Here is a 20,975-nt window from a genome sequence, read left to right as displayed (position 1 = left end):
TGTTCAGGCTTATTCGTCAAAGCTCAAACGAACATTGGCTGAAGTTGGCAATGCCTGACAGCTCAACACATAACCTTTTTCCACTTCATCTTGTTCAAGGCTATAGTTGATCGCCATTTCGACCTGACCTTCCAGCACCTTACATTTACAGGTTGCACAAACACCGCCTTTACATGCATACGGTAAATCTGCACCTGCACGCAGCGCTGCATCTAAAATGCTGTCATCTTGTTTAGACACTTCAATGATCAGTTCACGACCATCAAGAATAATATTGACCTTTTCTTCGCTACGGCTTTCGATCTGCTGTGCAGTCGCGCGTGGTGCTGTACCGGTATTAAAGCGTTCGGTGTGAATTTTGCTGCGTTCAATGCCAAATTCTGGAAGAACCGTTTCTACAGCCGTCATCATTTCTTCTGGACCACAGGCAAAACAATGATCCGTGTCTGCATTAATTAATCCAGCTTTGATGAGTTGCTGTAATTTTTCAGCATCAATACGACCATTAAAAATTTCACTGTCATTCATTTCGCGTGAAAAGATATTGATCAGTTGTAGACGCTCTTTAAAACGGTCTTTTAAGTCCATGATTTGTTCTGCAAACATGGTTTGTTTCCAAGAACGGTTGCCATAAACCAAAGTGAAACGTGCATCGGCTTGACGGTTCAGTACCGATTTCACAATCGATAAGATTGGGGTAATACCACTGCCCGCAGCAAAACCTAGATAATTCTGTCCACCCACTTTGGCAGCTTTTTGGAAGAACACGCCTTGTGGTGGCATTACTTCAAGCACATCACCTGCTTTCAAGTGATCATTGGCCCATGTTGAAAATTGACCTTGATCAATTTTCTTAATCGCAATACTCATGTCTTCAGCAACATCGCTACAAATGGAGTAGCAACGACGCAGCTCACCTTCATCCGTCATATGACGAATCGTTAAGTGTTGTCCTGGTTGATAATCAAATGCAGCGAACTGCTCAGGTGCCAAATCAAATGAAATGCAAATCGCCTGTTCAGTTTGTGGCTGAATGGATTTAATCGTTAATGGTACAAATTGGCTCATCTAAAATTCCCTCTTTCTTTTCGATTTTTCAATGTTTTAGATTAAATAGTCTTGTCTTAAATACACTTGAAATAATCGAAAGGTTCTAAGCAGTCTTGGCAACGATATAAGGCTTTACATGCTGTCGAACTAAATTCACTTAATAATTTGGTGTGCTGACTGTGGCAACGCGGACACTGAATGCCATCGGTCAAAGCGACATGCGTACCACAACTGTGAGAATTACCCTGTGGAGGAGCAATTCCGTATTGCTGCAATTTTTCTTTGCCAGCTTCACTCATCCAATCCGTGGTCCAAACTTCAGAAAGATCCACCACCACTTTTACTGGGGTCAAACCTTTGGCTGCAAAGGCTTGGGTAATATCTGCCGTTAAGACATCTGTTGCGGGGCAACCGCTATAGGTGGGCGTGAGTCGTACGACAATTTCATTTTGGTCATTGAGTTCAACGCCACGAATCATGCCTAAGTCGAGTACCGACAACACTGGAATTTCAGGATCAGACACCTCAGCCAAAACACTCCAGCATACATCTGCGACATGTCGAATTAAATTCATACGACTCACTCCCTGTGATTTCGTCTTACCAAGCCATATTTGGATATGAACGTTGTATGTATTGCATTTCTGCGAGGATGTAACCTAAATGTTCCGTGTGCAGTCCTTGTTTTGCACCACTTCGATAGGCACCAGTCTCTGGAAGGCTGAGTTGCATACGGGCCAATTCTGACTGCACTGTCTCAAGCCATTGATCTTTTAAAATTTCAAGATTTGGAATTAAACCTGCATCCACCAACTGCATTTCAGCAGTGCTAAGTTGGAACAATTCTTGAGTAAAACGCCATAACTGGTTTAAACCATTTTGAGTTTTTTCATGCGCTTCAGCAGTCCCTAAACTCAAACGCTCCATCCATGTGGTCGAGAAACGTAAGTGATATTTCACTTCTTTTAAAGATTTGAGTGCAAAAGCAGAAACATCAGCATGACTGCTATTGGTTAAAGCTGCCAACAACAATGCATGGTAATGATCCATCAACCATTGACGCACGATGGTTTGTGCAAAATCACCATTCGGCTGTTCAGCCAACAATAAATTGCGATATTCACGTTCGGTTCTGAAATACGCCAGTTGATCTTCATCACGGCCTAAACCTTCAATCTGACCTGCAAGGCTTAAAGCTGTGCGTGCCTGACCCAACAAATCTAGACCAATATTGGCTAAGGCAATGTCCAACTCTAATTCAGGTGCATGTCCGCACCATTCTGCCAAACGGTGTGACAGGATTAGTTGGCTATCGCCCACATGTAACAGGAATTCTGCTAAAACTTGTGTACTCATCGTTTTTCTCCCTTCCCTTACATGTGCTCAATGCCATCTGGAATGTTGTAAAACGTTGGGTGGCGATACACCTTGTCTAAAGACGGATCAAAAAACTCTGGTTTTTCATCTGGTTGAGAAGAAGTGATCAGTTCAGATTTTACCACCCAAATGCTGATGCCTTCATTGCGACGTGTATACACATCACGTGCATTTTGCAGTGCCACTTCATCATCTGATGCACGTAAGCTGCCCACATGACGATGGCTTAAACCTTGTTTACTACGGATAAACACTTCGTAAAGTGACCAGTTATTTTTGTTATCCATGACCTTATTTCCCTTCATCTCTGATCTGAATTAAGCAACTTTCTGTGCTTGCTGCTGTTCTTGCTGTTTCTTGGCATACACGGCGGCAGATTCACGTACCCATGCACCGCCTTCCCATGCCTTACGACGTGCTTCAATACGCTCGTGGTTACATGGACCTTTACCAGCAATCACGTCAAAGAATTCATTCCAATCCACCTCACCAAATTCGTAATGACCAGTGTCTTCGTTGAATTTCAAGTCTGGATCTGGAACGCTTAGACCGAGTTGCAAGACTTGTGGCACGGTGTTGTCGACAAACTTTTGACGCAAAGCATCGTTACTGAATAATTTGATTTTCCACTGCATGCTTTGTGCACTATTTGGAGAATTATCATCACTTGGGCCAAACATCATCAGGGCTGGCCACCAGAAACGATTCACCGCATCTTGCGCCATTTGCTTTTGTTCTTCAGTGCCATTTGCCAATTGCATCATCGCTTCAAAGCCTTGACGCTGATGGAAACTTTCTTCTTTACAAATACGCACCATGGCACGCGCATAAGGACCATAAGAGGTACGGCAAAGCGCAACCTGATTCACAATGGCAGCACCATCCACCAACCAGCCAATCGCAGCCACATCAGCCCACGTTAAAGTTGGGTAGTTAAAAATCGATGAATATTTCATACGGCCTGCGATGAGCTTATCCATCATGTCATCACGGTCAGCACCTAAAGTTTCTGCAGCACTGTAAAGGTACAAGGCATGTCCTGCTTCATCTTGGACTTTAGCTAACAATACTGCTTTACGTTTTAACGATGGTGCACGTGTAATCCAGTTGCCTTCTGGCAACATGCCCACGACTTCAGAGTGGCCATGTTGACCAATTTGGCGAATTAAGGTTTTACGGTAGGCATCTGGCATCCAATCCTTTGGCTCAATTGAAATGTCCTTTTCAATACGCTGATCAAAAGCTTGTTGTTGGTTATTCATTTTTCCCTCACTTATCCCAAGTGTCGTTACAGTTAAATTAAAACGATACACAAATAAAATCAATATTATTTTTAAGGTATCATTTAATTAAATTTTGCACTTGTGCTTAAGATATTGTTTTTAATAAATTTAGTTTGAATTAAATTTTAGTTTGATTTTTTTACATACGAATTACGATTGACTTTCAGACGTTTTAATACCAAATTATGAAACATCAAAACTAAAATACAGTTAAAAACGTATCATAAAAGGAGTTTTACCATGCTAGAGTTAGACAACAACTCAATGGAGCAACACGATACAACTGAAGAGCACCAAGCTCAGCCCCTTAAAACCCTAAGTTCTTTGGTATATGGACAGGAATATTCTTCTCAGGCGGAATTACGTACGGTTTATCATGCCATTACAGGTGAAGCGATTTATCAAGTGAGTAGCCATGGCATTAGCACCAAAGCCATTGTGGATTATGCGAAAAAGCAAGGTGCAGCCATTGCGACTTGGACGTTCCACCAACGTGCCAATGCCCTAAAACAAGTGGCGCAATATTTATTAGAACGTAAAGAACACTATTACGAACTGGCTAAAGCAACGGGCTGTACCCGTAAAGATGCATGGATTGATGTTGAAGGCGGGATTGGAACCTTATTTGCTTACTCAAGCCTTGTACGTCGTGAACTGAGTGATGAAACTGCGCTAGTAGAAGATGCATGGATTCCATTATCAAAACACGGCAATTTCGGTGCCAAACATATTCTAACCTCTAAAGCGGGTGTGGCATTGCATATTGATGCCTTCAACTTCCCAATCTGGGGCATGTTAGAAAAAATTGCACCAACGTTATTGGCGGGTGTGCCATGTATTGTGAAACCTGCAACTGAAGGTGCTGAGCTTACCCATGCAGTAGTAAAAGACATTCTGGCAAGCGGCTTCCTACCAGCAGGTTCACTGCAACTCATCTGCGGTCAAATTTATGATTTAATTGAACATTTAAATCCACAAGATACCGTAACTTTCACAGGTTCAGCAGCAACAGGTCAAAGCCTACGTGCAAATCCACACCTAAACCACTATTCAATTCCATTCTGTATGGAAGCCGATTCTGTTAACAGTGCGATTTTGACTGAACACGCCAACGACGAAACCATTGATTTGTTTGTGCGTGAAGTGTTCCGTGAAATGACCACCAAAGCAGGACAAAAATGTACGGCGATCCGTCGAGCCTTTGTTCCCGCAGCTTTACTCGAAACCGTACAAACGCGTTTAGTGGCTAAGCTACAAAAAGTCGTGGTGGGCGACCCTGAAATTGAGGGCGTGACCATGGGTGCTTTGGCGAGTGTGAAACAAAAGTTCAGCGTTGCGGAAAAAGTGGAACAACTTAGCCAAGATGCTAAAGTGGTATTGGGTAGTCACTTACGCCAAGACTTCGAAATTCAAGCGAAAAATGCCGATAAAGGCGCATTTTATCCACCAACTTTATTGGTTTGTGAACAACCGACTCAAGCACAACATATTCATGAAGTGGAAGCGTTTGGTCCAGTTTCTACCCTGATGCCGTATCAAAATCTGGCTGAATTGGCAGATCTAGTTGCACGTGGCGAAGGTAGCTTGGTGGCTTCCGTGGTGCGTAATGTAGATGAAAATATCGAAGTTCTCATTACCAAAATTGCCCCATGGCATGGTCGTGTACACATTCTGGATGCGGAAAGCGCAAAAGAAAGTACTGGACATGGTTCACCACTTCCATACTTGGTGCATGGTGGTCCAGGACGTGCGGGTGGCGGTGAAGAACTTGGTGGTTTACGTGCCGTAAAACATTATATGCAACGTACCGCTTTACAAGGTTCACCAAATGCCATGACCCAAGTCGGTCATAGCTGGACAGCAGGTGCACAAGTGTTTGAAGACCGCGTACACCCATTCAAAAAAGACTTTGATGAACTCCGTGTGGGTGAACGTTTACTTACAGCACGTCGTACCGTAACCGAAGCAGACATTGTGAATTTTGCCTGCTTAAGTGGCGACCACTTCTATGCACACATGGATAAGATTGCAGCGGCAGATTCTCTGTTTGGTGATCGCGTGGCACATGGTTATTTCATTGTCTCTGCCGCTGCTGGTCTGTTTGTAGACGCCGCAGCAGGTCCAGTGATTGCCAATTATGGTATGGATAACCTGCGTTTTGTAGAACCCGTAAAAATTGGCGATACCATTCAAGTCGAATTGACCTGTAAGCAAAAAACACCAAAACCATTGCGTGATCCAGAGCAAAAACCGCATGGTGTGGTGGTTTGGGACATTAAAGTCAAAAACCAGCGTAATGAATTGGTGGCCACCTATGATATTTTAACCTTGGTTGAACGGGCTGCCTAAGTCTGACGTATAACAAAAGAGAATCATTTGATTCTCTTTTTTTTATAATAAAAAATAATTGTATCTTTTTATCACAAAGTAATTGACCCCGCCTGCTTTAACCCGTAGATTAAAAATAAGACGATACACAATAAATATAAATATAAATATAAAAGTATCAAATAACCTCAAACAGTCAGCACAGGAAGTTGCGTGATGAACGATAAATCCATCGATATAGAACTGGTTGAAAGGACGATTCAACCTGAAGCACAAAATTTTGAACACGACCCACTTTCAGAACATTCGCCTACGCATGAACCAACCGCGCAAAGCCGTAGCAGCGCCTACCATTGGTATGTCGTGATTATTTGTATGGTGGCCTACATTCTCTCTTTTGTAGATCGTCAAATTTTATCCTTGATGATTGAACCAATTAAACATGACCTGATGCTGAGCGACACCCAATTCAGCTTGTTGCAAGGTTTAGCATTTTCATTGTTCTATGCGGTTATGGGTGTACCGATTGCAGCCCTTGCCGACAAAAAATCACGGATTAAAATTATTGCGATTGGGATTGCCTTCTGGAGTTTTGCTACGGCGGCGTGCGGCCTAAGCAAGAATTTTCTACAAATGTTCTTGTCCCGTTTAGGTGTCGGTGCAGGTGAAGCGGCGCTTTCGCCAGCGTTTTATTCGATTGTTGCCGATCTATTTCCTAAAGAAAAACTCGGTCGTGCCCTTGGTCTATATGCAATTGGTGCCTTTATTGGTTCAGGGCTTGCCTTCCTGATTGGGGGGTACGTGATTGGTTTACTTAAAAATGTAAACTTGGTGACCCTACCGCTGATTGGTGAAATTAAAACTTGGCAACTGACTTTTATGATTGTCGGTTTACCCGGGGTATTATTGGCGTTATTGATGATTTTGACCGTGCGTGAGCCTGAGCGTAAGGGTTTAAAAATTGGTCAAGATGGTCAAGTGGTAAAAGCCTCTTTCAAAAACTCAATTGCCTTTATCAAAACCCATAAAAAGACCTTCTTCTGTCATTTCATCGGTTTCTCTTTTTACACCATGATGCTGTATGCCTTACTCGGTTGGGCACCTGCGTTCTATATGCGTAATCATGGTTTAGATGCCAGCCAAACAGGTTATATCCTCGGGATAATTATTTTGGTTGCCAATACGTCGGGGGCATTATTCTGCGGTTGGCTGATCGACTGGTTCTCTAAACGTGGCTACAGCGATGCAGCAATTCGTAGCGGCATGATCGGCTGTGCAGCCCTGATTATTCCAAGTGTTTTATTCACCCAAGTGGATAACATATACCTCTCATTTGCACTAATTTTTGTAGCGATGTTCTTCTCGACCTTCCCGATTCCAGCCTCAGCGGCAGCAACACAAATGCTCACGCCAAACCAGTTACGTGCCCAAGTCTCAGCCAAGTTCCTTTTGGTGTCAAACTTGATTGCATTAGGCATTGGCACCACGGCAGTTGCTTTAATCACCGATAAATATTTCCAAAATACCGTGATGGTGGGTAATTCAATTTCGATTGTAAATGCCGTAGCGGGCGTATTGGGGACATTCTTACTGTACAAAGGCTGCCAATATTATCGTGACAGTATTCAAGTTGAAAAAGCGGCTGAACACGCATAATAAATTTGCGTACTTCAACCCTCTCTAGCGAAAGGTTCTCCTTTCGCTTTTTTATTTACTCACGATAAGACGTTTTGGATCTGTTTATTTTCAACGGATCATTGAGCAGAAATCACTTCTACCCCCGCTTACTTTATAAGATACATATTCTTATTCTAATAGACACCAGATCTCACAAAGAAATGAACAGAGAGTCGTATCTAACTTAGTCACTTTAAATGGGTTCTAACATTTTAATTTCGTATAATCGCCATTATGTTAAATAGGGGGAAATTTTAAAGGAATTTGATCTCTACTATTTCGGTTAAATTACTACCTAGCAGGATTATTCCTAGAAATACATTCATTATGAGTAAATTCAAATATATCCTTAAACTCAATAGAGTTGATAAATTTTTCCCCTAAATCAGTAATTAATAGAGGTGAGTCACCCCAAAAGGTAGGAGTAATTAGATTTAGATTCTTGAGTTCTTCTATACAAGTTAGTAGAGGTAGATTTTCTTTTTGTAAAGTATAAACATCGTTAGCCTGCCACAAAGATTCTTGCCCTAATATTTCGAATCTATTAAGTAGATCTAAGTGATTAAAACTCAATCTATCTAAAATCAAAATAAATAATGAGATCATTTGTGGGGAAAGATCTGGATCTACGCATCCATTTGCATATAAATTGGAAAAAAATTCAACTTTTGCTTCTTCATATTGATTTCTTGCTTTTACAAGCATCCCTTCAAATAGTTCTTCTGCAGGCTTTCTGTATCCTACAGGAGATATAAAAAAATCATCATTTCTTATTTGAAGCCCTTGGTTTAAATTTCTTTCTAATTTTTCTACGAAATAAATATAAGCCTTATTCGTACGCATAACTTCTTGCTGTGACATATTTCTATCTAATGTATCTGCTATGGTTTCACCAACTGTAGTCATTACTACTCCAATGGAATTTGGAATAATTCCTGTAGGGTCTGGAATCCATGTTTGAAGTAATGGAGTTGTAGTCGCTGCGATTATTTGAGAACCTTGTTTGAATACAGCAGGCAATATTTTTTTAATGTTCATCTAATACATAGCCTCTAAAGTTAAGAAAATCTAAAATTAACACAATACACGCTATACGATTTTTTTTGTTTTATTTATTATAATTCAATATTTTAATTGACTTAATAAAACCCAAGTCAGATGTCTTGGAATTTTTTAATAGTTCATCATGTTCCACGATTACTTATTCAACAATGCCCCATGGTTTTGTGTAGTCTCATTTACTCCTAAAAAATAAAAAATTGCCCAGATGAATGAAGAATAGATGTCCAAATAGTTATTGATTTTGCAATAAGATATCAAGCACATTCAATCCCGTCTTCATTCATGCTTCTTGATGATTTTTCAATAAATGCCAGTGATCTGTTGTTGATTGATCTCGATTCCCATCTTCGAAACTGTATCTTCAGGATATTGATTAGCATCATTTTGCGGTAAAAATCTATTATCTTAAATTATTTCTAATATATTGGATTTTAAATCCTGATCAGATGCTGACATGGATATACATCAACAGATTTCACAGCGTATTCGTGAACTAGGTCTAGCGAGGTTATACCTTGGAAGATCTGACGAATGGACTGGGAGTTTCGCTTGCCAATGTATTCAGTGGCATGGAATTCCTCACATCCTTTGATCCGCTGTTACGTCATGCAGAGCAACCCGTTTGGCAAGATCCTGAATCTGGCTATATTCGTCGTAGTCTCCCTCCTCAGGGCTTGAAAACTTCAACGCAACTGGTCGAAGTGCATTTTCCCGTACATGCACACGTCACCTACGACATCATGCCATGCAGCAGCCAATCTGGATTATCACTGGGCAATTTGAGATTCAATTGGGTGAACAAACTTATCAACTGTATCAGGGCGATGACCTTGCCCTCTGTGTAGATCATCCCATTATTTTTATCAATCCAAATGTAGAGCCTTATCGTTATGTTTTAGCGATTGAAGATAGAAAAATCCCATACAATATGCGCCTTACACCTGCTTGGAACCTACGATGTCACAAAGTGAAGCCTCTTTAACCGAGTTTAAACTGATTGAATGTAATGAAACCGAGCATGCCGTTGCTATTTTAGAGATTCTGAATGAGGCGATACTAAATTCCACCGCCCTGTATGACTATCAGCCACGCACATTAAAAAATATGCAAACGTGGTTTGCGACCAAACGAGAGCAGAATTTTCCTATACTCGGCATTATCAACCCGACTGGAAAATTACTCGGTTTTGCAACATGGGGAAGTTTTAGAGCCTTTCCTGCTTATAAATATACGGTTGAGCACAGTGTGTACATTCACCATGAGCATCGCGGTTGCGGGTTGAGTAAAATTCTGATGCAGACACTGATTGAAAAAGCACAACAGCAACAATTGCACGTCATGGTGGGCTGTATCGATGCCGACAATACTGCCAGCATTCAGTTGCATCAGAAACTCGGCTTTAGCCATTCAGGCACGATTCAACAGGCAGGGTTTAAATTTGGGCGTTGGTTAGATGCCGCATTTTATCAACTAACGCTTACGACCCCTCTAGATCCTCTGGATGGTTAAACTCAATTCCATCTGTTTAAAAATAAAAAAGAGAGCATTGTGCTCTCTTTTTAGAATAGAAAAAAATGGGTTAACTGGCTTGCTGAAATTCACTTAAATGCTTAATTTCATACGGTAAACCGACATAGTTTTCTGCCAATGTGGTTTGCCCAGCCAATGAACCGAGGATATAGCTCAATTCAGCCTGTTTAATCTTATGATCAAACTCGCTTTCGGTTTCAAAACGATGCAATAAATGCGTCATCCACCAAGAAAAACGTTCTGCTTTCCACACCCGTTGCAAACATTTTTCCGAATATTCATCGATGCCCTGCTCGGAGCCATCTAAATAATACTGAATGAAGGCACTGGATAAATAGGCAATATCTGATGCTGCCAGATTCAAACCTTTCGCGCCTGTCGGTGGGACAATATGCGCCGCATCGCCAGCCAAAAACAGTTTTCCAAAGCGCATCGGTTCAGTTACAAAGCTACGCAGTGGTGCAATGCTTTTCTCAATCGATGGACCTGTGACTAATTTTCCCCGACTTTCAGGGTCTAGACGATTTTTCAATTCATCCCAAAACTGCTCATCAGACCAATTATCAATATGATCGGTTAATGGCACTTGTAAATAGTAACGGCTGCGGGTTTCTGAACGCATACTGCATAAGGCAAAGCCTCGTTCCGACTGCACATAAATCAACTCATCTGCCACAGGTGGCACATCCGCCAACACACCTAACCAGCCAAAAGGATAGACTTTTTCAAAGGTTTTAATCTTGTCTTCAGGCACACTAGCTCGACACACGCCATGAAAACCATCACAACCTGCAATGAAATCACACTCAATTTGATACGACTGATTTTGATATTCAAAAGTCACTTTCGGCTGCATATAAAAATCATCAATCTGCACATTCTGTGCTTCATAATATGAGCTCAAACCCGCTTGCTCACGGGCATGCATTAAATCTTTAGTCACTTCGGTCTGACCATACACGGTCACTTGCTTACCGCCTGTCAGTGCAGCTAAATCCAGTCGATGCTTTTGTCCTTGAGTCAGAATTTCAATGCCTGAATGCGGTAAACCATGCGCCTTAAGGTTTTGATCGACACCTGCTTCAGTCAACAAATCCACCGAAACCTGTTCCAAAATTCCTGCGCGAATACGCGACGCAACATAGTCAGCGCTGCGCTGCTCAATAATAATATGATCAATGCCTGCTTTATAAAGTAACTGTCCGAGTAACAACCCTGCGGGACCTGAACCAATAATTGCCACTTTGGTTTTTACAATTTCCATGCTGTTCATCCTTGTTCGTTCCTTGTTTCAGATTACGCTGGGATGTTTTTTTGAGCTATATCGCCATATTGAAATTGACCGTATACCATTAGAGTTGTCCGAATATCGGACAAAAATAATTCATTTTTCAGGATAAGCAGTATGGAAGCTGAGCAAAACAAGGTCATACATCCACATTCACAAGACGTTATACTTCAAGCCGATTACATTGCAGGTTTAGCCAAAGGCTTACATATTTTGGAAGCCTTCGGAGTCGATCGACAGCGCCTGAATGTGACCCAAGTGGCTGAACGCACAGGCATCAGTCGTACTGCAGCGAGACGACATTTAAAAACCCTGAAGTTTTTAGGTTATTTGGAAACCGATGAACATTATTTTTGGCTCACCCCGCGGGTGTTGCGTTTTTCCAGCGCTTATTTAAGTTCGGCACATCTGCCTAAAGTGGCGCAATCTTTACTGAACTTACTCTGTGCACAGACATCGCTCACCTTTTCCATGGTGGTTTTAGATGAACATGAAGTGGTGCCGATTGCCCGAAGTTATCTACCACAACAAGATCAGTTTCGGGTCAATCCATATGGTATGCATTTGGGCAATCGCCTGCCTGCCCATGCCACTTCGACAGGTAAAGTTTTATTAGCCGCGTTATCGAAAGAGGAGCAACAGACTTGGGTAGAAAAGTATGGATTAAAGCGTTTAACTCCTTTAACGATTACCGATAGAAATCAATTCTATACCGAACTCGAGAAAGTGGCTTTATCGGATTATTGCCTGTCTAAAGAAGAACATGAGTTAGGTATTATTGCGCTAGCAGTACCCGTATTAAATACACAAGGTCAGACTATTGCCGCCATTAATTGTATGTCGCAAAGTAACCGTACCAGTGAAGAGTATTTAATTCAGCAAGTTTTACCGTTGTTGAGACATGCGGCAAATGAATTGCGTTGCTTAATTTAAAACATCCTCAACCTTAGGCCCTACTCAAACCTCTAAATGTTGGATATTTAATCCAGAATATGTACTGAATGAATAGCAACTATATATTCAGCATAAAAAAGCCATGATAATTACATGGCTTTTTTTCAATTTTAAGAGATAAAAATAAGTGCTGTATTCGCTTATTTCACAGGAATCATGAGATGTTGATAAGGGGTTCCTGACCACATGATATAAGGAACTGTGGTATCAGGTTGCGCACTTTTGGGATACATATCATAAAAACTTTGTGATGCACCCACAATCATGACATGTGGACCTGTTTGCAGCCAATGATTGTTTTCGGTTGGTTTGGTGGCATAAGGGTCGACATTGCTCGCATCAGTCCCGCCCATAAGCATGTACATAAAACCAATTTTACCTTCTACTGGTTTTTTATGACCAATCCAAGCTTCTGCCCATGCAAGTGCAGCGGGGTCCATACACATGGGATCTGGGCCAGGTGTTGCAGGGTTATCGGGCATGCAGGTAAAGTTATTTTTTCCTTTACGCAAAACACGCATTTTCCCATTGGCATCCATTGCCATAATGGTCGCTTCTGCACTGACATTCATTGGTGCTGCACTCATAGCACTCATCATCGCTTTTTTATCATCGACGGAATGTGAGCTATGCATTGCCATGTCCATATTAGAACCGTTGTAATCGTCCATAGCGAAAGTCATGGGCGATAATAAAGAAATACATCCAGCAGTTATTAAAAATTTGAGGAAATTCATGGCATATCCTCCGATTTTGAGGTTAAGTGTGTAATATAAACTTCCGTTCTACACTACACCTGCCATAGCTTAAAAAAAGGAATGAAACTCAAGATTATCATTCTTATCAAGTCTATTTTTTAACCACAACAAGACAAAGTCAATACCATGGATACCTTATATTACAAAACATAAAATTAGATAAAAATCAGTACTATAATGCTTCACTCAATTCATTATGTGTTTCTTTTGTTTTATATAATTTTCGGAATTTTGTATGACTAACAATACTACTATACAAACAAGCCAATGATTCATCTTGTGAAAATATCGGCTTAAGTAGGATTCGAGTTAATTACTAAAGCCATCAGTCACTGAGTAAATGCCATTTAGAACGGTATTAAATCTTCTTTGATACATTTCTGCTTCCAGAAAACTACCCCTATAACTATCCGAATCTTTGATTTCCTGATCAAACCATTTCTGCCAATCTATTTCTTGATCATTGACTTGATATTCCAATTTTATTACTCCCGTAATCGGGCTTTTCCCAAGACCGCTCTGGTCATCCAGCTATCGAAAACATTAATGAGTCGATCTATTATTTTATTAGTGGTGGTCTGCAACTGTTTTGTATAAGTGTTCAAATTTAAAAATCGAAACCGAGGATGATTACGAAAAAAATCTAGTCAAGGCGATTTAAACCTTGAGTGGGATGTATATGGCCGAATGAGCTGTCCGTATGCATCATATTGGTATTGTTGATCTAGGTATTCTTTGACAACGTTACTGACTAAGCGGTTGTAGCCATAGCCTTTTTTTCAACAGTTTGCTGATAACTTTCAAAACATCTAATCCTCATCTGCTGTCCAAACATCTTCATAACCAGTATCATCAATGATAAATCGAAACCCCTTTTCTAATGCTAAATATGGTATTACCTCTGCTAGAAAATCTTCTAAATGCTCAGCATGCATAGGCTTAAAAAAATCAATTTTTTTCTGAAAACTCACCACAATATATAAACCAAGATATTTTTTCATTCCCTTTCAAAAAATGTCTAATTCCATTAATTGGCATTTGATCAATTGCAATAGCAATAGCAATAGCAATAGCAATAGCAATAGCAATAGCAATAGCAATAGCAATAGCAATAGCAATAGCAATAGCAATAGCAATAGCAATAGCAATAGCAATAGCAATAGCAACCATCTCATTAGAATCTAATGGTTCAAAGTTTGAACCATATTTTTTACAAATTTCCTCTTGAATATTTAATAAACTACTCATAATTTAAATTCCTAATTTCTTTCTCATCTCTTTAGAAAATGATGAAGCTTTACCACCCTGTATAGATGAACATTTACTGCAATGGGCTTGTACAGCACTGGTACTATTTTGTAAAACAGTATCATTATTTCCTGTCCTATAATACTCGACTACCAATGCATCTTTATGATCTGGTACTTGAATATTATTTGTTGTTCCACAAACAACACAAGGCTGCCCAGCCACTAAATCTTTTTGATCACTTGTTGTACCTAGTTTACGTTTATATTTTGTTTTAATTGAAGGGTCTGGCTCAAACATTGTCTTATCAGAAATCCTATATGCATCTAAAGGAATGTCGTTACCTTTACCATCCTTTGTAAAACCAGCTAATCCCAACGGATCAATTATGTGGGACAAAAGCATAGGTAAGAAAAAGCCCTTGCAAATACAAGGGCTTAATTCAAAATTTGGCGGAAGCGGTGACAGTCATATTCAAAATATAAGCTATTGTATTTTAATAAATAGATAATAATTAATTTAATTTTTACTATCCTATAATTTCTTTGTTTCTAGTTACTTCAGCAGTACAATAGACGTCTTGCGTTAGTCAAAATGTAAGCAGGCACGACCTTTGATTTATAAGGTATTACACAAAGCCAAATGATTTAAAAAACCACTTTCGCAAGAAATCTACTCTATACTTTTAATTAATTTACAGATTGTAATGCCTCTAAAAGTTTAACTTTAATAACATTGTCCGATATATTAATTATTTTAAGCAAAGAAAGCCCCCAATCTAAACTATCCCCAATATCCACTGAAGGTGGTCTAGTCCATAAAGGTATAATCGAAAACTTTAATTCTGGTTTAATATTAATATCATATGAAATATTTTCTTCTTTCATATACCTTATAATATTAACTCTCCTGGAAATTATTTCATCTTCAGTAACACTACTTTCTTTATCAAACCAAAAAGATTTAGCCTTACTAACTGAGTCTAAAATATAATCTGAACCTATTTTATCATTATCTAACAAAGGGATAATTTTATAACAAAAAGTTATGTACACTAAATATGACTTATCTAGCGGCATATCATGCATCTGATCTAATATGTCAATAATTTTTTGATCATTTTCTGTCATTACTATGTATCCCAAATTGTTTCAAAACATTACTACAACTACTACATGCAGGTTTATGAGTTCCATGACGTTTATCATTACAATTGATATTTACGACATCAACTGTAGCACCTGCAACATTAATACCTTGTTTTAAGGCTTTGTTAATCGCATCAACTTCTGCACAATTGCCATGCCAAGGTGCCTGTTCATCCTCTGGAACATTGTCAAGAGCTTTCTGTAATTGTGGATGAACATCTTTACCCACTCTACCACTTATACCTGTAATATTGATATTCCCTACTTGTAAATTCGCTGCGGCACCAGATGTTTTACCTAATTCGGACCTCGCCCTATCTGCTGTTAACTGCGCAGGTGTTTTCTTAGGATTGAGTCCCAAAGGATCAACCCATTCCACTGGATTCGGCGCATAAGCATAAACATTATGCCCACCCAACAATCCTATCGGATCTTTACTTACAAACCGTCCTGCATAAGGCGAATAATACCGATAACGGTTGTAATGTAATCCTGTTTCTTGGTCGAAGTACTGCCCTTGGAAACGAATGTTATTTGAAATAATTTCTGAATTTTCAAAGAAATTAGTTTTTACTTTTTCAACCTTACATTCACCCCAAGCTTTATATTCGGCTTTCCAAATAATTGCACCTGTATGGTCGGTCATTTCCTGCGGCGTACCTAAGTGGTCACAGTGATAGAACCATACATCATCAAAGCCTTTACTTTGCTTGGTGATTTTCCATAGTGGATCACGATGTACACTATATGGTTTATCTGACCAATCAGGTGTTTGATGTAATTCAATAGGGCTTTGATAGACAGCTTGTAGCATTGGTACAAAGCTGTCTTTTTCGTAAATGTAATGCTTGGTGACTTGTTCTGTCGATTCATAAGCCAATGTGTCACCATCCCATCCATAGATGATGTTATGTTCAGCACCTGTATAGTGGTGCTTACTAAGTTTTTGAATCCGACGACCTAAAGCGTCATAACGATAAACAGTTGTATATTGAGCATTATGGCTATGTACTAATCTCCCTGATGCGTCCCATTCTAAAATTAAATCACCTTGACTTGATTTTTGCCGAGTGAGCTGACCATAAGCATCATACTGATATTGCTGATCAAGATACTCTTGAACCACGTTATTAACAAGTCGATTATAACCATAGCGTTTTTCTTCAACTGTTTGAGAATCGCGTTGGTTTTTATTTTTATTATATTGATCGATAATGTTATTTGCTGGGTCAAAATCAAACGTTTCTTTGCCTAATTTACCATTCGCCTCTAGCAATCTGCCTACAGGATCATACTTATAACTGATACTTCCTCTTCGAGTATCCTTAATATCTGTTAACTGTCCTGTTCTATCATACTTGTATAAACGCTGGACTAGTTTTTGCGAATCTTTAAGTGCATTATTTTGTTGTTTAATCGATGACTGATAGCCAAACTCATGATCACGAATAACTTGCTGCTGAACTAATCGCCCCATTACATCATAATGTTGCTCTTGACTGATCCCATTAGCATAGTGACGGATGCTTTCTCTGTGTAGATCATCTCTTTCAAAACTGACAATGTCTTGACCATTGACAATCAAACTTTGTGCATGAGCGCTTCCATAGGTAAGCCAATCTATATTTTGACCATCGGGACGTATTGTTTTAATCCGATCATTAATTTCGTCGTAGCCATGTTTCCAAACGGCAGTAGTTTTAGCTATAAAATCTTCATGATGTTCAATGTTCAAATTTCCGACAGGGTCATAAAAGAATTTCAGTTGACTTTCAGCGTTCTTCGCTAAAATAAGCCTCCCATGTGAATCATATGCAAACTCTTCAATTAATTGTTGTTCTAATTCATGTTCGATTGATCCAAAACCGATTTTACGTTGCTCTAGTCGTCCATTAATGTCGAATTCGAATAGCTGAACTCTATCTTTACCTGAAACCACTTTTTCTACTGTACTTACCAACTCACCAGTTGAATAACGATAATTATATTCGGTATTTTTTCCATCAAAATCTATTTCTTTAACTAAACGACCAACTTTGTCATAAAAAAACTCATATTTTGCTCCATTCTCATTAAATAAATTTTTCAACCGACCAAGTAAATCCCATTCATATTTCAATTTATGATTATTAGCATCAATTTTTTCAACAATAAGCCCTGCTTCATTATATTTGTATTGAGTAACTTGATTATTTGAATCTTCAAAAACCAATACACGCCCTTCTGCATCATGTATATATTTTACAACCGTGCCATCTGGAGATTTTATAGTTTCTAATTGACCATTTGCATTGCGTAATAAACTACTATCTTCATGATTTTCGACTGAGTAAAAATATTCAGTTTTATGACCTAAAGCATTTTCACTGCAAACTAATCTTCCATCATTATCATATACCCATTTACTCGACTTACCTGAGCAATCCGTAAATTCCACAAGATTTCCAGCACTATCATACTGTAAGGTTTTAACTCCATTTTTTGCATCAGTAATACTTATTGGCAAACCGGATTCATTGTAGTTGTATTTTATCTCTCGTTTAAGCGGATCAATTTCTTTTATTATGTTTCCTTTTTGATCATATTCTCGGAACCATCGACCACCATTCGCATCAGAAATTGCAACTGGTTGGTTTTTTTCATCGTATGCAATCACGATTATCGAGCCATCTGGTTGAATCTTTTTAACTAAATTTCCAGATTCATCATATTCAAAACAAGTTACTGCACCGTTAGGTTCAAAATGCTTAGTAATTCTTTTTGCATGGTCGCGGTAAAACCACTCCTCTAAGCCTGACGCATATTCAATTGATGTCGTGTATCCATCAATGTCATAATTGTGGACCGTTTCTGCTCCTGTAATATCTTTTACAGTTGTAGATCTAAAACGATTTGACCAAGTTAAAGTAACCTCAAAGCTCCCATCATCTGCCCACTCTCTAAAAGCTCTAGAAAGATACGAAGTACCATCCCAAGCTAAATTCATTCCACGTCCTGTTAAATCTGAATAATAAGTAATTAAATGGTTTGAATATTTATATCGATGAGATGCTCCATATTCATTTATCGCTTCCGTTAAATTTCCATTAATGTCATATTGATATTCAGCTAGTTTTTTAAATAATTGATTATCTTTAATTAACCATAACTTATTTATTAATCCATTTTTACTCAATTCACAAGCAATATGGAATAACTCCTTATCACCTTGCTTAAGCACTATATCTGAGATTAAGGTTTTATCATAACCAGCTTTATTTTTTATTTTATGGTCATAACGTATTCCTAAAGAAAATCCCTTCGGATATTGAATAGCACTTAAACGGAATCTTTTTAAATCCTTTTCAAAATAATAAACTGTTTCATCTCTACGAATTATTACTATAGTATTTTCATCAATCATTTTGATTGAAAAATTTTCAATTTCCAGATGATATTTCTGCCCAATTTTCATATCAGGTAAATTTATAGATCGCGCATTTTCATCAATAAATTGCCACTTATTTTTATTCTTATGATGTTGAACAATTTGTATAGTCCATGGCAACACCCATCTTGAACCAAACTCGCTTTCATCAAGCTGAACTAAATTTGAAGCATATTTTCGACTAACATTTATGCCTAATATATTGTTTAATCGCGCATCTAAATGCTCAATAGACTCATAACCTAGTGCAAAGTTAATACTAGAACCTGTATCTACAGGTGCAGGACAATTCAAGCATGAATTTGGAGTTGTATCTTCATGTGTTTTTTTCTGCCCTGGAACAACCTCACTAGGGTTTTGCCCGTGTTGATTATGGGCTTGCCCCGTTTGATTTGCAGGAACATGCCCACCTTTTCTTTTACTTTTTCTTCCGGCTAAACCAGCTGCAAATACTTCAACATACCACGCAATACTTTCGGCATTTTTAGCGTCCCCCATAAACTTTACTTTGTTTATTAATTCAGTTTTCAATTTATTTAATTTTGGTAATTGTTCACGTAAAATTTGTTTTATGTCTTCTGGTAATGCAATTTGCCATGTTGATTTAAATGTATTAACACTAAAGTTTTTATAATAGCTTCCTAAATATTTAAAAAAATTACGCACTGGCTTTTTAGGTTCATACCAACCAGCTATGTCTTTTTCCATATCTGCATTTATATTTTTTACAAAATCACTTGCTGGTTTATTGGCGATATCATCAATACCTTGTATTAATCCTGAAATTAGCTCATCACCTTTTTTTGCAACTTCATCTAACCATGTCGGTAATTTTACTTTTGCCTCGTTTACAAAGCCTTCTAAATTTCCAGCTGCAAAAAACCAAAGATCATTTTCAATTAGATTAAAAATAATTTCAGGTAAATCAACCTCATTTTTATTTAGGCTACTTTTAGCTAATACTTTTTTTTGCTTTTGAACTGCTTTAGAAACTTTCCCTATAGTGACTCTAAATGGGGCTATTGCAGATCCCATCGCGGGTACGATACCTAAAATAGAAATACATAACAAAACCCAATCTAAATTTTCTACTTCAAAATCTCTTTCAATAAAATCAACCATTACTGATACAGTACTAGCTGCTGCAATAACATTACCAACGACAGGTACAACACTAGCAACTGTTTCAAGTCTGTCTAACGTTATATATCCATCACTAATTTTCCTTAACCAAGCATCGAAATCATTTGCAAGATTTACCCCATCCTCTTCAATAGCTTCAGCAGTTACAACGATTGTTGCTAATTGAACAGGTTCATTATTATTTTCAATATCACTCATGTCTAGCTTATCCTCTAAAATTCATTAAATTCGGTAATGCTAAATTATTGTTGTTTTTAATCTGTGAATTTGATAATTCTTGAAATAATTGAATAGCACTAGTTCCATTTATATTCTTCATTTTTTTAATTTCATTTTTCATTTGAGTAGGATTTTGTAAGAGCTCTTTAAATTGAGTGTTAATAGTCTTTTGTAATCCTTTAGCCACATTATTTAGCCCGTCTGATGCTTTCTTTTTAACATCAAATTTAAGTTGATTATTAAATTCACTAGCAGGATCAAATGGATTTCTTTCATCTTTATCAAAAAGTATCTGTACACGCCCTGTCGCTAAACCTGAAACCAAAGCATACCCTTCTTTATTTAATTTCCCAGTAAATGTCTTACCTAATGAATCTACAACTGTGTAGTTAGACATAACACCCTGAGATAGTTCATATTTATTAAAAAGCTCTAAATTCCCAATTGTTTTTTTAGGTGGTGGCGGCAGATTAGATTTAGCAC

General features: G+C 38.5%; 18 protein-coding genes and 3 pseudogenes. 5 read left to right on the top strand and 16 right to left on the bottom strand.

Going from position 1 to position 20,975, the window contains the following annotated elements; translation table 11 throughout:
* Positions 1-9: 9 nt before the first annotated feature.
* Genes paaE through paaA form a run of 5 tightly spaced genes read right to left on the bottom strand, consistent with a single transcriptional unit; the run spans position 10 to position 3,689 of the window.
* A complete protein-coding gene (paaE, locus tag F4W09_RS00080; RefSeq protein ID WP_151503654.1) occupies positions 10-1,068 on the bottom strand; it encodes a 1,2-phenylacetyl-CoA epoxidase subunit PaaE in 1,059 nt (352 codons plus the stop codon).
* Positions 1,069-1,124: 56 nt separating this feature from the next.
* Positions 1,125-1,625 (bottom strand): 1,2-phenylacetyl-CoA epoxidase subunit PaaD, encoded by a 501-nt coding sequence (gene paaD, locus F4W09_RS00075; RefSeq protein WP_151503653.1) that lies wholly within the window; start codon positions 1,623-1,625, stop codon positions 1,125-1,127.
* Between the two features lie 25 nt (positions 1,626-1,650).
* Positions 1,651-2,406, bottom strand: coding sequence for a 1,2-phenylacetyl-CoA epoxidase subunit PaaC (paaC, locus tag F4W09_RS00070; protein ID WP_151503652.1), 756 nt, complete (start codon positions 2,404-2,406; stop codon positions 1,651-1,653).
* 17 nt (positions 2,407-2,423) lie between these two features.
* Positions 2,424-2,714 carry a 1,2-phenylacetyl-CoA epoxidase subunit PaaB gene (paaB, locus tag F4W09_RS00065; RefSeq protein WP_016167097.1) on the bottom strand — a complete coding sequence of 97 codons (291 nt, stop codon included), beginning with the start codon at positions 2,712-2,714 and terminating at the stop codon, positions 2,424-2,426.
* Between the two features lie 30 nt (positions 2,715-2,744).
* Entirely contained in the window at positions 2,745-3,689 is a 945-nt protein-coding gene (paaA, locus tag F4W09_RS00060) for a 1,2-phenylacetyl-CoA epoxidase subunit PaaA (RefSeq protein WP_151503651.1), read from the bottom strand.
* Between the two features lie 285 nt (positions 3,690-3,974).
* On the opposite strand from paaA, the gene paaZ reads away from it, so the two are divergent.
* Both paaZ and F4W09_RS00050 read left to right on the top strand, forming a co-directional pair.
* Positions 3,975-6,059 carry a phenylacetic acid degradation bifunctional protein PaaZ gene (gene paaZ / locus F4W09_RS00055; RefSeq protein ID WP_244948532.1) on the top strand — a complete coding sequence of 695 codons (2,085 nt, stop codon included), beginning with the start codon at positions 3,975-3,977 and terminating at the stop codon, positions 6,057-6,059.
* Between the two features lie 192 nt (positions 6,060-6,251).
* Entirely contained in the window at positions 6,252-7,694 is a 1,443-nt protein-coding gene (locus F4W09_RS00050) for a spinster family MFS transporter (RefSeq protein ID WP_171492371.1), read from the top strand.
* 312 nt (positions 7,695-8,006) lie between these two features.
* On the opposite strand, the gene F4W09_RS00045 is transcribed toward F4W09_RS00050, so the two are convergent.
* Positions 8,007-8,753: a hypothetical protein gene (locus tag F4W09_RS00045; RefSeq protein ID WP_151503648.1), complete on the bottom strand. Its 747-nt coding sequence runs from the start codon at positions 8,751-8,753 to the stop codon at positions 8,007-8,009.
* A gap of 539 nt (positions 8,754-9,292) precedes the next feature.
* Here F4W09_RS00045 and F4W09_RS00040 point away from each other — a divergent pair.
* On the top strand, positions 9,293-9,622 hold the full coding sequence (locus tag F4W09_RS00040; protein WP_151503647.1) for a hypothetical protein: 330 nt from the start codon (positions 9,293-9,295) through the stop codon (positions 9,620-9,622).
* A 112-nt stretch (positions 9,623-9,734) separates the two neighbouring features.
* A complete protein-coding gene (locus tag F4W09_RS00035) occupies positions 9,735-10,286 on the top strand; it encodes a GNAT family N-acetyltransferase (protein WP_151503646.1) in 552 nt (183 codons plus the stop codon).
* 70 nt (positions 10,287-10,356) lie between these two features.
* Here the strand turns inward: F4W09_RS00035 and pobA are convergent, their stop codons facing one another.
* Positions 10,357-11,571: a 4-hydroxybenzoate 3-monooxygenase gene (gene pobA, locus F4W09_RS00030; RefSeq protein WP_151503645.1), complete on the bottom strand. Its 1,215-nt coding sequence runs from the start codon at positions 11,569-11,571 to the stop codon at positions 10,357-10,359.
* 141 nt (positions 11,572-11,712) lie between these two features.
* Between pobA and F4W09_RS00025 the strand changes: the two genes are divergently transcribed.
* Positions 11,713-12,528: an IclR family transcriptional regulator gene (locus F4W09_RS00025; RefSeq protein WP_151503644.1), complete on the top strand. Its 816-nt coding sequence runs from the start codon at positions 11,713-11,715 to the stop codon at positions 12,526-12,528.
* A gap of 161 nt (positions 12,529-12,689) precedes the next feature.
* Here the strand turns inward: F4W09_RS00025 and F4W09_RS00020 are convergent, their stop codons facing one another.
* The 9 genes and pseudogenes from F4W09_RS00020 to F4W09_RS17050 all read right to left on the bottom strand — a co-directional run.
* Positions 12,690-13,286: a hypothetical protein gene (locus F4W09_RS00020; protein WP_151503643.1), complete on the bottom strand. Its 597-nt coding sequence runs from the start codon at positions 13,284-13,286 to the stop codon at positions 12,690-12,692.
* Between the two features lie 339 nt (positions 13,287-13,625).
* Positions 13,626-13,787: pseudogene (locus tag F4W09_RS17065) on the bottom strand (PoNe immunity protein domain-containing protein); the annotation flags it as partial.
* Positions 13,788-13,798: 11 nt separating this feature from the next.
* Positions 13,799-13,927: pseudogene (locus F4W09_RS17250) on the bottom strand (hypothetical protein); the annotation flags it as partial.
* A gap of 189 nt (positions 13,928-14,116) precedes the next feature.
* Positions 14,117-14,278 carry an immunity protein Imm33 domain-containing protein gene (locus F4W09_RS17060; RefSeq protein WP_171492368.1) on the bottom strand — a complete coding sequence of 54 codons (162 nt, stop codon included), beginning with the start codon at positions 14,276-14,278 and terminating at the stop codon, positions 14,117-14,119.
* Positions 14,256-14,555, bottom strand: coding sequence for an immunity protein Imm33 domain-containing protein (locus F4W09_RS17245; RefSeq protein WP_171492367.1), 300 nt, complete (start codon positions 14,553-14,555; stop codon positions 14,256-14,258). The genes F4W09_RS17060 and F4W09_RS17245 overlap by 23 nt, the downstream gene beginning before the upstream one ends.
* A 3-nt stretch (positions 14,556-14,558) precedes the next feature.
* Positions 14,559-14,960, bottom strand: coding sequence for a hypothetical protein (locus tag F4W09_RS00015; RefSeq protein ID WP_151503642.1), 402 nt, complete (start codon positions 14,958-14,960; stop codon positions 14,559-14,561).
* A gap of 284 nt (positions 14,961-15,244) precedes the next feature.
* On the bottom strand, positions 15,245-15,685 hold the full coding sequence (locus F4W09_RS00010) for a hypothetical protein (protein ID WP_151503641.1): 441 nt from the start codon (positions 15,683-15,685) through the stop codon (positions 15,245-15,247).
* Positions 15,672-20,471, bottom strand: a complete 4,800-nt coding sequence (locus F4W09_RS00005; RefSeq protein WP_171492369.1) for an RHS repeat-associated core domain-containing protein — start codon at positions 20,469-20,471, stop codon at positions 15,672-15,674. The genes F4W09_RS00010 and F4W09_RS00005 overlap by 14 nt, the downstream gene beginning before the upstream one ends.
* A gap of 7 nt (positions 20,472-20,478) precedes the next feature.
* Positions 20,479-20,975 (bottom strand): annotated as a pseudogene (locus F4W09_RS17050) (hypothetical protein); the annotation flags it as partial.

The sequence above is a fragment of the Acinetobacter tandoii genome (genome assembly GCF_008867985.1).
Lineage (GTDB): Bacteria > Pseudomonadota > Gammaproteobacteria > Pseudomonadales > Moraxellaceae > Acinetobacter > Acinetobacter tandoii.
This window is presented reverse-complemented; position numbering and strand designations above follow the sequence as displayed.